At 48.2% G+C, this 14,617-nt stretch carries 12 protein-coding genes; 6 read left to right on the top strand and 6 right to left on the bottom strand.

What is annotated here, in order from left to right:
• The 5 genes from B3N34_RS07475 to B3N34_RS07495 form a co-directional block, all read left to right on the top strand.
• On the top strand, positions 1-1,023 hold a 1,023-nt coding region (locus B3N34_RS07475; protein ID WP_286976402.1), incomplete at its 5' end, for a DUF3798 domain-containing protein.
• A 104-nt stretch (positions 1,024-1,127) separates the two neighbouring features.
• A complete protein-coding gene (locus tag B3N34_RS07480) occupies positions 1,128-2,738 on the top strand; it encodes a sugar ABC transporter ATP-binding protein (protein ID WP_286976404.1) in 1,611 nt (536 codons plus the stop codon).
• Positions 2,731-3,777, top strand: coding sequence for an ABC transporter permease subunit (locus B3N34_RS07485; RefSeq protein WP_286976405.1), 1,047 nt, complete (start codon positions 2,731-2,733; stop codon positions 3,775-3,777). Before B3N34_RS07480 ends, B3N34_RS07485 begins: the two co-directional genes overlap by 8 nt.
• Positions 3,774-4,874: an ABC transporter permease gene (locus B3N34_RS07490; protein ID WP_213698576.1), complete on the top strand. Its 1,101-nt coding sequence runs from the start codon at positions 3,774-3,776 to the stop codon at positions 4,872-4,874. Before B3N34_RS07485 ends, B3N34_RS07490 begins: the two co-directional genes overlap by 4 nt.
• A gap of 45 nt (positions 4,875-4,919) precedes the next feature.
• Positions 4,920-5,309 carry a DUF6672 family protein gene (locus B3N34_RS07495; protein ID WP_286976409.1) on the top strand — a complete coding sequence of 130 codons (390 nt, stop codon included), beginning with the start codon at positions 4,920-4,922 and terminating at the stop codon, positions 5,307-5,309.
• A gap of 99 nt (positions 5,310-5,408) precedes the next feature.
• Here the strand turns inward: B3N34_RS07495 and ilvB are convergent, their stop codons facing one another.
• The 6 genes from ilvB to B3N34_RS07525 form a co-directional block, all read right to left on the bottom strand.
• Positions 5,409-7,073, bottom strand: a complete 1,665-nt coding sequence (ilvB, locus tag B3N34_RS07500) for a biosynthetic-type acetolactate synthase large subunit (protein WP_286976412.1) — start codon at positions 7,071-7,073, stop codon at positions 5,409-5,411.
• 5 nt (positions 7,074-7,078) lie between these two features.
• Positions 7,079-8,218, bottom strand: a complete 1,140-nt coding sequence (locus tag B3N34_RS07505) for an isocitrate/isopropylmalate dehydrogenase family protein (protein ID WP_286976415.1) — start codon at positions 8,216-8,218, stop codon at positions 7,079-7,081.
• Between the two features lie 24 nt (positions 8,219-8,242).
• Positions 8,243-9,802: a 2-isopropylmalate synthase gene (locus tag B3N34_RS07510; RefSeq protein ID WP_286976417.1), complete on the bottom strand. Its 1,560-nt coding sequence runs from the start codon at positions 9,800-9,802 to the stop codon at positions 8,243-8,245.
• Positions 9,803-9,820: 18 nt separating this feature from the next.
• Positions 9,821-10,831 carry a ketol-acid reductoisomerase gene (gene ilvC, locus B3N34_RS07515; protein WP_286976419.1) on the bottom strand — a complete coding sequence of 337 codons (1,011 nt, stop codon included), beginning with the start codon at positions 10,829-10,831 and terminating at the stop codon, positions 9,821-9,823.
• Between the two features lie 35 nt (positions 10,832-10,866).
• Positions 10,867-11,394 carry an acetolactate synthase small subunit gene (ilvN, locus tag B3N34_RS07520; protein WP_040348260.1) on the bottom strand — a complete coding sequence of 176 codons (528 nt, stop codon included), beginning with the start codon at positions 11,392-11,394 and terminating at the stop codon, positions 10,867-10,869.
• 296 nt (positions 11,395-11,690) lie between these two features.
• Positions 11,691-12,470, bottom strand: a complete 780-nt coding sequence (locus B3N34_RS07525; RefSeq protein ID WP_286976421.1) for an Mrp/NBP35 family ATP-binding protein — start codon at positions 12,468-12,470, stop codon at positions 11,691-11,693.
• A gap of 348 nt (positions 12,471-12,818) precedes the next feature.
• On the opposite strand from B3N34_RS07525, the gene B3N34_RS07530 reads away from it, so the two are divergent.
• Positions 12,819-14,609: a hypothetical protein gene (locus tag B3N34_RS07530; protein WP_286976424.1), complete on the top strand. Its 1,791-nt coding sequence runs from the start codon at positions 12,819-12,821 to the stop codon at positions 14,607-14,609.
• Positions 14,610-14,617: the final 8 nt, after the last annotated feature.

Raw genomic sequence — 14,617 nt, forward strand, 5'->3', positions numbered from 1 at the left:
GTAGCCAGCGGAGGTATCATTCAACATATCACCTACCCGGACAATTTCATGCAGGAGATGGAAACTACTATTAGCCAGATTGCCGGGCTTTCCGATGATCCCTTAATGAAGGCAATCATCGTCAACCAAGCCATTCCCGGAACCACCGAGGCATTTAGGCGCGTAAAGGAAAGAAGGCCTGATATCCTTTGCTTCGCCGGAGAAGCACACGAAGACCCCGGAGTTATCGAATCAGTAGCCGACCTTGCGATCAACGTACACAACATCTACAGAGGTTACCTAATACCTCTTGCCGCCAAGAAGATAGGGGCTACCGACTTCGTCCACATATCCTTCCCTCGTCATATGAGCTACGAACTGCTATCGAGAAGGCGCAACATAATGGAAGCAGCATGTAACGACATAGGCCTTAAATTCCACTTCGAGACGGCTCCGGATCCCGTAAGCGATGTGGGAGTAGCGGGAGCACAGCAGTTTATACTCGAAAAAGTTCCGGCATGGCTTGAAAAATACGGACCCAATACTGCCTTTTTCTGCACCAACGACGCCCACACCGAACCGTTGATCAGGCAAATAGTCGCTCACGGCGGATACTTCGTAGAAGCCGATCTGCCTTCGCCTCTGATGGGATACCCCGGAGCATTGGGAATTGACCTCTCTGCCGAGAAGGGCGATTTTCTGGCCATCACCAAGAAGATCGAAGAGGTAATCATTGAAAAAGGTGCATCCGGACGATTGGGGACCTGGGTTTACTCCTACGGTTATACGACTACTGCAGGATTAGGTGAGCTGGCAATACGCATCCTCGATGGAAAGGCCGAGATATCCTTGGAAGACCTCGCAGCCTGCTATGAAAAATTCACTCCCGGCGCTACGTGGAACTGCGGTTATTACGTGGACCTCAACACCGGCATAGAAAAGACAAATCACATGTTGGTGTACCAAGATACATATGTCTTTGGCAAGGGCTTCCTCGAGATGACCAAGGTTGAAGTTCCGGAGAAATATCTAACCATTAAGTAAGTGATTCTCTGTAAAAGGCATGTAAATCAGTGTTAACCAGAGGGGAAGCGGGGCTTCCCCTCTGCAATCTTGTGCTCATGTTAAAGGAGTAAGAGGTGAATTGAATGTCTTCAACGCTGCTTAAAATGCAAGGTATTACCAAGTCCTTTTTCGAGAACAAGGTATTGCGGAATGTCAATATCACTCTCGAAAGAGGGGAAATATTAGGCCTGGTTGGCGAAAACGGTGCCGGGAAATCCACTTTAATGAACATACTTTTCGGCCTGCCCATCATATTTGAAACAGGGGGCTTCGAGGGGAAAATCTATCTTGAGGACCAAGAGATGCACTTTACCAGCCCGTTACAGGCTCTTGATGCCGGCATCGGAATGGTGCACCAAGAATTTTCACTAATACCGGGGTTCACTGCCGCAGAAAATATCGTTCTCAACAGAGAGTCCACCATGTATAACTTTTTGGTAGAAATATTTGGCGAAAGGCTTGCAACTTTAGATTACCCAAAGATCAAATCCAGAGCCACAAACGCTATCGGAAGATTAGGGCTTTCCCTGGATCCGGACATGATTGTCTCCGAAATGCCCGTAGGACACAAGCAGTTCACCGAGATAGCACGAGAAATTGAAAAGGAAAACACCAAATTACTGGTATTGGACGAGCCTACTGCCGTACTAACCGAATCAGAGGCAAAGATATTGCTCGATGCCATGAGACGCCTGGCATCTCAAGGAATAGGCATCATATTCATATCTCACAGGCTGCAGGAAGTATTAGAAGCATGCGATCGCATCGTCGTCTTGAGAGATGGAGAGATAACCCTCGAGAAAAAGGCCAACGAAACAAACCTGCGCGAGATAGCAAGTGCAATGGTAGGGCGCCGAATTGAAGGTTTGACTCAAAGGACCGGAGAGGATAGGGCCTTTACAAAGCCGATTTTAACAGTCGAACATCTCTGGGTAGACATGCCCGGCGAAACTGTGAGGGACGTCAATCTCGAGGTATACGAGGGTGAAATATTGGGCATTGGTGGTTTGGCAGGTCAGGGGAAACTCGGAATAGCAAACGGAATAATGGGGCTTTTCCCGTCAGGCGGAAAGGTCACCTTTCAAGGAGATGAACTGCCTTTGAACAATCCCGCCGTTCCCTTAAAAAAGGGGATCGGTTTCGTATCCGAAGACAGGCGAGGAGTGGGGTTGATCCTCGATGAGGGAATTGCGTTTAATATAGTCTTTACCGCGATGCAAATACACGACGCATATCTCAAAACTTACCTGGGCGGTCTCGTAAAGTGGAGGAACGATCAAGAGATCGTAAAGGCAGCGAAACAATACATAGAGATGCTTGCAATCAGATGCGTTCACGAAAACCAAAAGGTCAAGGAGCTCTCAGGAGGAAACCAGCAGAAGGTATGTCTGGCCAGGGCTTTCGCCCTTGACCCGAAGCTGCTTTTCGTATCCGAGCCCACAAGGGGTATCGATATTGGAGCGAAAAAACTTGTTCTCGATATGATATATCAGCGCAACAGGCAACACGGGACCACAATTGTAGTGACCTCCTCCGAGCTCGAAGAAATGCGTGCCATCTGCGATCGTATAGCAATAGTTCACGAAGGAAAAATTGCGGGCATACTTCCCGCTTCAAGCGACAGCTCAGAGTTTGGCCTTCTCCTGATGGGGGCTAAGGCATCAAACGAGGAAGGTGTGATCTCAGTTGGATAGGATAAAAAAATTCATCATTGACATTGGGTGGCCTCGTGCCATCATCGCTCTCTTTTTGTTGGCCCTCTTCGTCATAGCGCCATTCGTAAACGTCCGACTTGACTCTTCCATAAGCGATACCTTGGTAAGATTTGGTATGAACGGCGTATTGGTTTTAGCCATGGTTCCAATGATACAATCCGGTTGCGGGCTCAATTTTGGATTGCCTCTTGGAATCATAGCTGGGCTTCTAGGTGCAACGATGAGCCTAGAGTTCAACGCTGTCGGATTTCTTGGTTTTTTCATGGCAATCGCCTTGGCCACGCCATTCGCTCTCATATTTGGTTGGGGTTACGGACAGCTTTTGAACAGGGTCAAGGGCGGAGAGATGATGATAGCGACCTATGTTGGCTTTTCCTCCGTCGCTTTCATGTGCATAATGTGGTTGCTTTTGCCTTATAATAACCCCACTATGGTATGGGGATACGCAGGGAAAGGCCTTCGAACCACGATTAGCGTTCAAGAATATTGGGGCGGCGTTCTTAACAATTTCCTTTCGATAAGGATCGGCGAATTTTTCTACATCCCCACCGGCACCATATTGTTTTTTGCCCTTATGTCCCTGCTTATATGGATGTTCTTTCGCACCAAAATGGGTACTGCCATATCGGCTGTCGGCGCCAATCCCGACTTTGCCCGAGCCGCTGGGATAAACATAGACAGAATGCGAACGATATCTGTAATGTTGTCCACGCTGCTTGGAGCTATAGGAATAATCGTTTACGAACAGAGCTTCGGATTCATTCAGCTTTACATGGGACCCTTCTTTATGGCCTTCCCGTCGGTGGCAGCCATCCTGCTCGGCGGTGCCTCGATCAATAGAGCCACTCTAACGCATGTCGTGATCGGCACGTTCCTATTTCAAGGCATATTAACGATGACGCCTTCCGTAATTAATAGCATGCTGCAGACGGATATGTCGGAGGTAATTAGGATCATCGCATCCAACGGTATGATCCTCTATGCATTGACAAGGGGAGTAAGGGTGAAATCGCGATGAAAAAGAGAGAGGCTAAATTTACAATAAAAAGATTTTTGATGACAAACATCGTGCCAATTCTTTTTATACTGTTGTCAGCCTTTGCCATACCAATTTCGCAATTTTCGGCGAACTACCTGATACAGGAGATGCTAATTCGCCTGGCGAGAAACTCTTTTCTGGTGCTTTCCCTTCTGATACCGATCATAGCAGGCATGGGCCTGAATTTTGGCATGGTGCTAGGTGCAATGGCCGGACAAATAGGGCTGATACTCATTACCGACTGGAAGATATTGGGTATTCCGGGAATGGCCTTGGCCGCCATAATAGCAACTCCCCTGGCGATAGCCCTGGGGTGGATGTGCGGTACTATACTAAATCGTGCCAAGGGAAGAGAAATGGTCACTTCCTATATATTGGGGTTCTTCGTAAATGGCCTCTATCAACTGGTCGTACTCTACTTTTTCGGATATTTAATACCAATACGCAGCCCGGAACTGGTGCTTTCCAGAGGCTATGGCATCAGGAACGCCGTCAATCTCTTGGGCATCAGGAACTGCCTGGACTATTTTATTCCAGTTACAATTCATGGCGTTAAAGTCCCCCTGGGAACTTTCATCGTTATTGCCATATTCAGCGCCTTTATAGTATGGTTCCGTCGCACCAAGCTAGGGCAGGATATGCGAGCTGTCGGCCAAGATATGGAAGTGGCTCGTTCGGCGGGCATTGCCGTAGAGCGCACCAGATTGATCTCTATAGTGATTTCGACGGTGTTGGCAGCTTACGGACAGATAATATTTTTACAAAACATAGGCACCCTCAACACTTATAACAGCCATGAACAGGCTGGGATGTTCGCCATCGCAGCGCTGTTGGTAGGAGGAGCAAGTGTAGCGAAGGCAACTCTACCCAACGTCTTCGTAGGAGTCGTGTTATTCCACCTCATGTTCGTCGTATCGCCCATGGCCGGCAAATACCTAATAGGACAAGCACAGCTTGGAGAATACTTCCGAGTTTTCGTCTCTTATGGGGTTGTCGCTTTGGCTCTGGCTATATACGAGTGGCGCCGCGCTCAGGAACGGGCATATGCAAGGCGCATGTTTAGGGGCGAAGCGTAAGAAGATGTACGTCCCATGCAATTTTTCCCGGAGGGGGTAATAAATTTGAAGAAACGCCTTATTATGCAAATTGGCCTCGTCGTTCTGCTAATCGTAATAAGCATATTCTTATATCGAATCGGCAAGGGCTTCCAACTGATCGTAGAAAATAAAAATTATACTCTGGGTGACGTCGTATACGAAGCAGAGGGTCCAGTTAGGGTTACTTTCGATGACGAAATCCAGTTAGACCTCAAGAAAAACAGGGCCGATCTGGCCATCTTGGTTGGCTACGGCAAACATAAGATAAAAGTGGAAGTTTTGGACAACAACGGCAACACCATAAGGACAGTCGAAAAGACCTTTTCTCTCAGCGGCAAAGAAGGAGATCTTGTGAGCATACCTGCTCTGCTCAACGGAAGCGACAAATGGATCTTCAGGCGAAACGTTACTTAAGGCATGCTTAAACACCCGATAAGCTCCCACCCCAAGCCATGAGTGGGAGCTTATTTTTTCGATTACGAAGCAATTTGGTTGGCATCAATTTGTGGATTCTCAAGCTTCAAGGATCATTTCGTCCATCCCGCCGCCCGGGGGAACCATCGGGAAGACCTTCTCCTTCGTAGGAACAATGCATTCCACCAATGTAGGCCCTTCTTGACTTAATGCCATTTGAAGTGTAGAGCTGATCTCATGAGAACGTTCAATTCGATAGCCCTTCACTCCAAACCCTCTTGCTATTTCCACCAGCGAGCGCGACGGCGCTTCATTGGTGGCCGAATACCTTTCGTTCCAGAACAGCTCTTGCCATTGCCTTACCATGCCAAGGCTGGAATTGTTTATGACAATCAGCTTGACGGGCAAATTATATCTGACGCAAGTCTCGAGCTCCTGTACGTTCATCAAAAAGCTTCCGTCACCGGAAATACAAAGGACGGGTCGGTCTAAAAGGGCAAAGGCCGCACCAATTGCAGCAGGAAGGCCGTATCCCATAGTCCCAAGACCTCCGGAAGACAAAAAGGTTCCTGGAAACTTTACCTGCCAGTGAAGGGCAGCCCACATCTGGTTTTGTCCCACCTCAGTGGAGACTATTTGTTGAGGTTCGACCATTTTTCTAAGAGACATCAAAAGGACGCGAGGAGTTATGTAAGAGCTGTCATCGTCGCATAGTTCCTCCTGTTTAAATTTCTCTATGTCCTTGAGCCAGGTGGAACGGTCGCGAGCTTTAATTTCCCTATGCAAACTCGATATAATCTTTCCTGCATCGCCTATCAGAAAGTGAGACGCTCTTATGTTCTTGTTGATTTCCGCAGGATCGACATCGATATGTATGATCTTTGCATTTGGAGCAAAGCGGGTTGCTCTACCCGTCGTCCTGTCGGAAAAACGTGTTCCTACCCCAATGACCAGATCGGCTTCCAGGATCGCCCTATTGGCCGCAGGGCGCCCGTGCATTCCGGCCATGCCCAAGGACAAAAAATTTCCTTCTGGATAGGCCCCTTTGCCCATGAGAGTGGTAGCCACAGGCATCCTGAATTCATCGATAAAGCTGCTAAATGCTGCGCTTGCTCGGGAGTGTATAACCCCTCCCCCAAGAAGCAACAAGGGCCGTTCGGCTTTATTGATGGCCTCAACCACATCGCCCCACATCGTAAGATCCTCGTTCCTTTCGGGATGATATCCCGGAAATTCTAACTTGGGAGGATAGACAAACTCTCCTTCCTCGTTTTGAACGTCCACGGGCAAAACTATCAAAACGGGACCCGGCCTTCCTGTTGTGGCGATGTAAAAGGCCCCACGCACCGCCTTTGGAATTTCAGAAGCGCTTTTTACCAAAAAGCTGTGCTTCACCATTGACATGGAACAGCCAAAGATATCGGCCTCCTGAAATGCATCAGTTCCCATCACCTTCGTAGCTACCTGGCCGGCGATCACGACCACAGGAATGGAATCCATATAGGCCGAAGCCAAGGGAGTCACTATATTGGTAGCACCGGGTCCCGACGTAACGAAACAGACGCCCGGTTTTCCCCTTACCCTCGCATATCCGTCGGCCGCATGCCCTACCGCTTGTTCATGGCGCATCAATACGTGTCTTATCTTTGAATCGTATAGGGCATCATAAAGCGGAATTACTGTCCCTCCAGGGTATCCGAACACCGTCTCCACGGCCTCTTCTTCCAACGCCTTAATTATCATCTGTGCCCCTGTCAAACGCATTTAACTCACATCCTTTGGATAATTGAGGCAACCGTGTCTCCGACTTCTGAAGTTGTCGCCTCACCACCAAGCTCTATAGGATGTCTTTGCCGCGGAAAGGCCCTTAAATATTCCAAAACAGCATTTTTTACGGCTTCGGACGCCTCGGCTTGTGCAAGATGTTCAAGCATTAAACCTGCCGACAATATGGCAGCTAAGGGATTTGCCCTTCCTGTACCGGCTATATCGGGCGCAGAACCATGAACCGGCTCGAACATCGATAGGCCATCTCCTATGTTTGCGCTGGGCGACAAACCCAACCCGCCCGTAAGTCCCGCCAGGAGATCGCTTACGATGTCGCCAAACAAATTTGGACATAAGATCACGCCATATCCCGAGGGATCTCTTGCAAGCTGATAACAGAGGGCATCTACATTGACCAGTTTAAGCGATATCCCCTCTTTTGAGGTCTCCTCTTTCGCTATTTCTTCCCAAAAGCCGTACAGCTCTTTCACGGCGTTTGATTTCGTCGCTAGCACTATTTCGCTTGCCTTTCTGCGACGGGCCAAGTTGCAGGCATAGCGCGTAATGCGCCTAACGCCCATTTCCGTAGCCAAAGCCAACTGTGCAGCAAATTTCATGGAAGGATCAACTTTTAGGGAAAGGGCTCCCTTTAATTTATATGAAGGTCTCTTCATATCCACCGTTGCCTCGATCTCTTCGTTAGAAAGAAAGCCCAAACCTACGTAAAGGTCTTCGGTGTTTTCTCTGACCACAACTATATCCATATCCTCTCCCTTCTTCAAAGGCGTAGGAACATTGGGATAGGTTGAGGCAGGCCTCAAATTAACGTATTGATCGAAATGAAACCTCGTCTTCAGCAATATTCCCCGTTCAAGGACACCCGGAGGAACCCTGGGATCTCCTATGGCTCCCTGCAGCAGCGCGCAGCACTGCTGCATCTCTTCCAACGCTTCGTCCGGCAAGATCTCTCCTGTATTCAAGTAGTGTTCGGCCCCGTAGGGAAATTTCCTCCACTCCACGGAAAAACCAAACGAACTTGCAGCAGTTTCAACGACCTTTCGCGCCTCAGCAATCACGTCTTTCCCTATGCCATCTCCCGGCAAAAGCCCGATACGATACGTCATTTTAGCATCATGGGCCATCTTCCCCACCCCCTCTCCTCGACATTACACCGTGCTCACATACTGCGGAAAGATGTTAATCCCTCTAGCCTCCGCAATTTGGACCAGTCGATTTACGGCGTTTAAATAGGCCTTTATGCTCGCCTCTATGACGTCGGTGCTCGCTCCTCTTCCTTGGGCCAACACGCCCTTTAATTTCACAACTACCACCGCTTCTCCCACTGCATCGGAACGCTCGCTGACTGCGGAAATCTTGTAGCTGACCAACTCCGGTTCGATGTTTATTATCCTTTTTATCGCCTTGTAAGCTGCATCAACAGGGCCGTTGCCTGTGGCGGCATCGCTCACAGTCCTTTCGCCGTCGGAAATCACCACGGTAGCAGATCCCCTGCCGCCCGCTCCTACATTGACCATGAAATCCCTCAACTCAAAGGTCTTCTTCGTTGCGCCTCCAAGAATTTCGTCCACGACCAAAGCTTCAATATCGCCGTCGCTGACGATCCCCTTTTTATCGCATAAATCCTTGAATAACACGAAGGCCTTTGCCATCTCTTCTTCGTTTAAATGATATCCGAGGCCTTTTATCCTCTCCGAAAAGGCGTGTCTCCCGGAATGCTTTCCCAACACCAATTTAGTGTCGGGAGCTCCTACGTCCCGAGGTCTCATGATCTCGTATGTCCTCTTATCGCATAAGACACCGTGCTGATGTATTCCGGCCTCATGAGAAAAGGCGTTATCTCCCACGACTGCTTTATTGGGAGGTACGACGAAACCCGTCAATCGAGACACAAGCCTGCTAGTGGGATAAAGGTGAGTAGTGTTTATGCCTGTCTCGGTTCCAAAGTACTCTTTTCTGGTACGCAAGGCCATGACAATTTCTTCCAGTGAAGCGTTGCCGGCGCGTTCGCCTATTCCGTTTATTGTGCACTCTACCTGTCTTGCCCCCGCCTTAACTGCAGCCAGGGAATTTGCCACGGCCAAGCCCAGGTCATCATGACAGTGAACCGACCATATTACATCTTCTCTGCCTACGCCCTTCATCACCCTAGAAAAGAAATCTCCAAATTCTTCGGGTATGGCGTATCCTACGGTATCGGGCAAGTTCAAAGTGGTTGCCCCGCAATCTGCTGCGACCTTGAAGGCTTCTATCAGAAATTCGGGGTCGGACCTGCTGCCATCCTCAGCGGAAAATTCCACGTCGGCAACGAGGCTTTTGGCATAACTTACAGCGGAACGAATTTCTTCCAACACTTCTTCCCTCGTCATCTTGAGCTTATATTGCATATGGATATCGCTTGTGGCTATGAACACGTGAATGCGCGGACGCTCTCCACATTTTACCGACTCAAAGGCAGCCCTTATATCTTCTCTTCTTGTCCTAGACAATCCTGCTATGATAGGACCTTTAACCTTTTCAGCTATAAGTCGGACGGCTTCTGCGTCTCCCGGTGAAGCGGCAGGGAAACCGGCTTCTATGATATCTACGCCTAAGGCAGCCAATTGATAGGCAATGTGGAGCTTTTCCTGCGAATTTAAATTTATTCCCGGCGACTGCTCTCCATCTCTAAGCGTCGTATCGAATACTCTCACACGATCGTCACTCATCATTCGACATCTCCTTTTTTAATTTTCCGGAGCTTTTTTGGCATCGAGCCAGGGCATCATCTTTCTAAGTTCAAAGCCGACCCTTTCTATAAGGTGATTTTTCTCCCTCTGCTGCCAAGCTCTCATTTGAGGCCTGTTGCATTGATTTTCAAGTATCCAGTCTTTAGCAAAGCTGCCCTCTTGAATGTTTTTCAAAAGCTCCTTCATCGTCTCTCTGACTTTCGAGTCAATAACTTTCTTACCTGCTACCATGTCCCCATATTTGGCCGTATCGCTCACCGAATAGCGCATCCAAGACAGCCCTCCCTCATACATCATGTCCACTATCAGCTTAAGCTCGTTCAAACATTCGAAATAAGCAATTTCCGGCTGATATCCGGCCTCGACCAGGGTATCGAAACCTGCTTTGACCAACTCCGTCACTCCACCGCAGAGGACACCCTGTTCTCCAAATAGATCCGTTTCCGTCTCCTCGGCAAAAGTTGTCTCAATCAAACCTGCCCGTCCGCAACCTAAAGCACAGGCATAAGCTAAAGCCATCTCTCTGGTCGAACCCGACGCATTCTGATGAACTGCAAATAGCGCAGGAACGCCCTTTCCTTCCTGATAGGTTCTACGCAGCAGATGCCCAGGGCTTTTGGGAGCGACCATGAAGACGTCTACGGTGGAAGGGGGTATGATCTGATGAAAATGAATGGTAAAACCGTGGGCGAAAACCAGCGCTGCTCCATCTTTTAGGTTAGGAGCCACTTGTTCTTTGTAGATTTTAGCCTGGATGTGGTCGGGAACTAGAAAGACGACCAGGTCGCTCATGGCCACCGCCTCTTCCACATCTCGCACCTCCAAGCCATCCTGGCGTGCCCTTTCTATAGAAGAACTCCCTTTGTGAAGGCCAACCACTACGCTCAGACCACTGTCCCGCAAGTTCTGCGCATGGGCATGGCCTTGGCTTCCGTAACCCAATACTGCGACCTTTTTATTAGCCAAAACTTTTATGTCAGCATCTCCGTCATAATAAACCCTTGCCATATTCTATTCCTCCTTAATATTAGTCGTGCAAAATTTTATGCCAGTTTCAATTCATACTCTTCGCATCGGCCTGAAACTTTGCCTTCAAATCCCACGCGCTGCATTGCCACGGCTCCGCTTGAAGCTACTTCCAGAATCCCGAAAGGCCTCATGGCAGACAAGAAGGCTTCAACTTTGCCCTTGTCTCCGGTGACCTCGAAGACCAAGGCATCTCCGCCCACATCTACAGCTTTTCCTCGAAAGGCTTCGGCCGTTTGAAGCACATGAGGCCTGATCTCCAATGGAGCCGAAACCTTTATCAACATGATCCAACGTTCCACATAGGGAGCCTGGCTCAAATTTCTCACCTCCACTATCTCTATTAATTTATCCAGCTGCTTCACAATCTGGTCGACAACCCTTTCGTCGCCTTCTACAACCATGGTAAATCGGGAAATTCCCTCGATATGGCTATGACCCACGCTTAAGCTCTCCACGTTGTATCCTCTTCGTGCTATTAGGGCTGCTATCCTTGACAATACACCCGGCTTATCTTCTGACAAAACACCTATGACATACTTCACTGCTTTCACCTCCCTTCATGTAAAACAAATAAAAAAGGTCGGGGCCCATTTATGCTACGGGTCCCGACCTTGGAAGCTAAGGGTAATAAGAGCCCTATGCTCCGGGAGGGGACCCGCAGCTTATAATTATTAGAACTAGCACTAGGACCAATTCCATGCATACTACGTCCTGACGTAACATCTGCGTTTCCCCTCCTTCTAGCGGTAAATTTCCGATCATTCTAATTTGATCGCAGAGACATGTCAAGCAAATAAAATTATCTTGCAATTCAGAATATAAGGAGTCGCGTCCATCGTTACTTATTTGTTGCGATAGCTAGGAGACTCTGCATCACCTCCGCGTTATCGTAGGTTTCAAGCTTGCCTTCATCTCCAAGTTTGGCAATTGACGGATCTATGGGCAGTTTAGCCAAAATAGGGATGTTATGTTCTTCCAACTCTTCCGAGTGGCTAGAACCGAAGGGCTCCCACGCCTGATGACAGTAAGGACATATGGCATAACTCATATTTTCCACTGCACCCAAAACTGGTATGGACAACATGTTAGCCATGTTCACTGCCTTAATTACAACCATGGCCGAAAGGGACTGGGGTGATGTGACAGCCAAAAAACCATCTAAAGGCAATAGTTGCATGATCGTGAGGGGAGCATCAGAAGTGCCAGGCGGCAAGTCTACCAACAGATAGTCAATCTCTTCCCACATCACATCTTCCCAAAATTGCTTTATAACGTTTGCTATGAGGGGTCCTCTCCATATCACAGGTTTGTACGGATCATCTAGGAGAAGATTTACGGACATTACGCGGATCCCAAGATTTGGCGAAACCGGTGGAATTAAGCTGGAAAAAGCAGTCTTAGGCATTCCATCCACCCCTAAAAGTTTTGGAATGGATGGCCCTGTGAGGTCTGCGTCCAGAATACCTACCTTAAATCCTTGTCGCTGTAAAGCTACAGCTAACAGAGCAGTAACAGAGCTTTTTCCAACGCCCCCTTTGCCACTTCCTATAGCCAATACATGATCCACTCCCACTTTCTTGGCTTTGGCGATTGGCGCACTATCGTGGTCTTCATTCATAACGAATTCCTCCTTCGTTCCCAATTGATTATCCTGATCCAAACATACATGACTCTCCGTGAGGAAAAAACACAAGAAACTCCTTTTCGTTCCTCATAAAGCAAACGCTGTATATTATACTTTATAGATAATGAATATCAATATCTATAATACCGAAGCGAAGGAACTATTCTTTTGGATTCTCATCACCGGTAAGTTTTCGCACTAACCATTGAATAGAGCCTCCCATATATTGACATAGCAACTCCTCTTGATAAAATCATAAATGAGTATCAATTTCAATATACTTAAAGTTAAGGAAATAACGCAAAGAGATTCGTCAACCAAAAAATAGGAGGTGTAACAGAAATGCAAAAGGAGATAGGTTCAGCAATTATGGCGGCAAATACCTTCGTCGAAAATGAGACCAGCGATCGTCTTGAAGCACTCACGAGAGGACATGGAATGCTCAATCTCGCTGTGTATAGTGTAGCTAACGTAGTAGTCAAAGAAATCCTTCAGGGGCGCAGCATAAAGCTTTCAGACGCTAATATGGAATATCTACCAGTGGATGCAATAGTAGAAGCTGGGATAAAAGCGGCCAAAGAGGCTGGTGCTGATGCAGCAAACGCTGCCCTCATTGTTGCAGCGTTCTTAAATCTCATGGGAACAGCGTCGAGAGCCGGAGTCCCGGCTGGGAACAGAAAGCTTGGTTCGTTGGCCAGGATTAAGGCCGGCGCATGTAGAGCCGGTGTTCAAGCAATACCCACTTCTAAGCTAACTAACAAAGTTTCAGGCTTTCCTGCAGTTAAAGCAATTTACGAAGCTATTGACAAGGGCGAGATATGTCGTTTTAGCGGAGAAGTTGTCCCTCCCTTCGTAGCAGGTGGAGCCGTTTATGGTCATAGCGTTTTAGGAGAGGATATGATTTACGTTGATCTAGCTAAAAAGGGGACGAAAGTAGGAGTGGAGGCCATGTTTAGAGCATACCAAGGTGTTGGCATCAACCCTAATCCATGGCTTTCGGCTGCAATCGCAGCAGCTGCTGTTCTAGAAATAGTTAATCCGGATGGAATGATAGGTCAAGAATATGGCGAATTTTTTGTCCAGGGAACAGGATATCTTGTCGGCAAGGGCGCTGCAGAAGCGGCCGGACTTCCCCCAAAGCTTCATATGCGCGGAACCGGGAAGGAATACGACACAGCGACGTTAATTGGAGATATGGGAATGATCTTGAAGGATGTTGGAGCACCCACCGTAGTCGGAATGATGACCCTTAACGAGATGATAGCGATCTTTCAGGAAGGTCCCATGATTGGCGCAGGATTTGGAGCAGGTCCCGTTAACCCCCCGCTTGCTCATCTTGTAGCTGATTCCATATGTGCTTCCATTAAGCTCCTTGAGACTGGCGGAGATGTCGAGGCAACTGCGGACATGATACGTGACATGAAGCTTAATGAATGGATCGATCCAGAGATTGCCGCAGCTTCGGCAAATATGGTAGCTCACAAAGCAGAGCAACTCACGCGCGGCCCGGTTACGGAGGCAGTCATTAAGGGAACCCAGGGAATTCGTTACAACATGGAGTACCGCATAGCCAAGTACACATGGGATGGCCTCAAGGCAGGCAAGACCCTTGAGGAAATATGCCATGACATAGATCTCAAGAGGCTAACGAAGGTTGAGGAACGTTCGAGCATGATATTCAGCAGCTTTTTCAATCGAAAGATATCGATTAAGTTCAGCAAGCTAAAAGGGGGAGCCCGCAGAGGCCATCCTTTCGCTCAAACCTTCTGGGGGTTCGATGCCGATATAGATGCAGTTGTCACGGTAGATGGCAAGGAGTTTAAGATTGAAGGCTTATCTCATAAAGTAACGCCGGATGTTGTACTTAATCGAAGAACCGAGTGGACCATCCCCATAACTGTAGCATCAGCAGTGGCTCAGGAGTTAATGTACATTGGTTGCTGCACTGTCAATGCGGTCATACCTGCTGCTGTAGCTGCCTCCTCTGGCAAATTGGATCCAAAAGATGCTGCCAAACAAGCTGTAAAAGGAGCCAACATCACAAACGCTATACCTGGAGCTGAAGAGAAGGCCTATAAAGTGAGCCAGCTTGCAGTGCGTTTAGCGAAAGATATGCAAGATGCAGTTGATTAGGTAAATAA

Origin of the sequence: Acetomicrobium sp. UBA5826 (genome assembly GCF_002433005.1) — a bacterium.
GTDB lineage: Bacteria > Synergistota > Synergistia > Synergistales > Acetomicrobiaceae > Acetomicrobium.

Bases quoted from the DNA above. Each gene is read 5' to 3' on its own strand.
- B3N34_RS07510 (WP_286976417.1), bottom strand. From the start codon at position 9,802: ATGAGTGACGATCGTGTGAGAGTATTCGATACGACGCTTAGAGATGGA.
- ilvB (WP_286976412.1), bottom strand. From the start codon at position 7,073: ATGCGTTTGACAGGGGCACAGATGATAATTAAGGCGTTGGAAGAAGAG.
- B3N34_RS07480 (WP_286976404.1), top strand. From the start codon at position 1,128: ATGTCTTCAACGCTGCTTAAAATGCAAGGTATTACCAAGTCCTTTTTC.
- B3N34_RS07490 (WP_213698576.1), top strand. From the start codon at position 3,774: ATGAAAAAGAGAGAGGCTAAATTTACAATAAAAAGATTTTTGATGACA.
- B3N34_RS07530 (WP_286976424.1), top strand. From the start codon at position 12,819: ATGCAAAAGGAGATAGGTTCAGCAATTATGGCGGCAAATACCTTCGTC.
- B3N34_RS07505 (WP_286976415.1), bottom strand. From the start codon at position 8,218: ATGGCCCATGATGCTAAAATGACGTATCGTATCGGGCTTTTGCCGGGA.
- ilvC (WP_286976419.1), bottom strand. From the start codon at position 10,831: ATGGCAAGGGTTTATTATGACGGAGATGCTGACATAAAAGTTTTGGCT.
- B3N34_RS07525 (WP_286976421.1), bottom strand. From the start codon at position 12,470: ATGAATGAAGACCACGATAGTGCGCCAATCGCCAAAGCCAAGAAAGTG.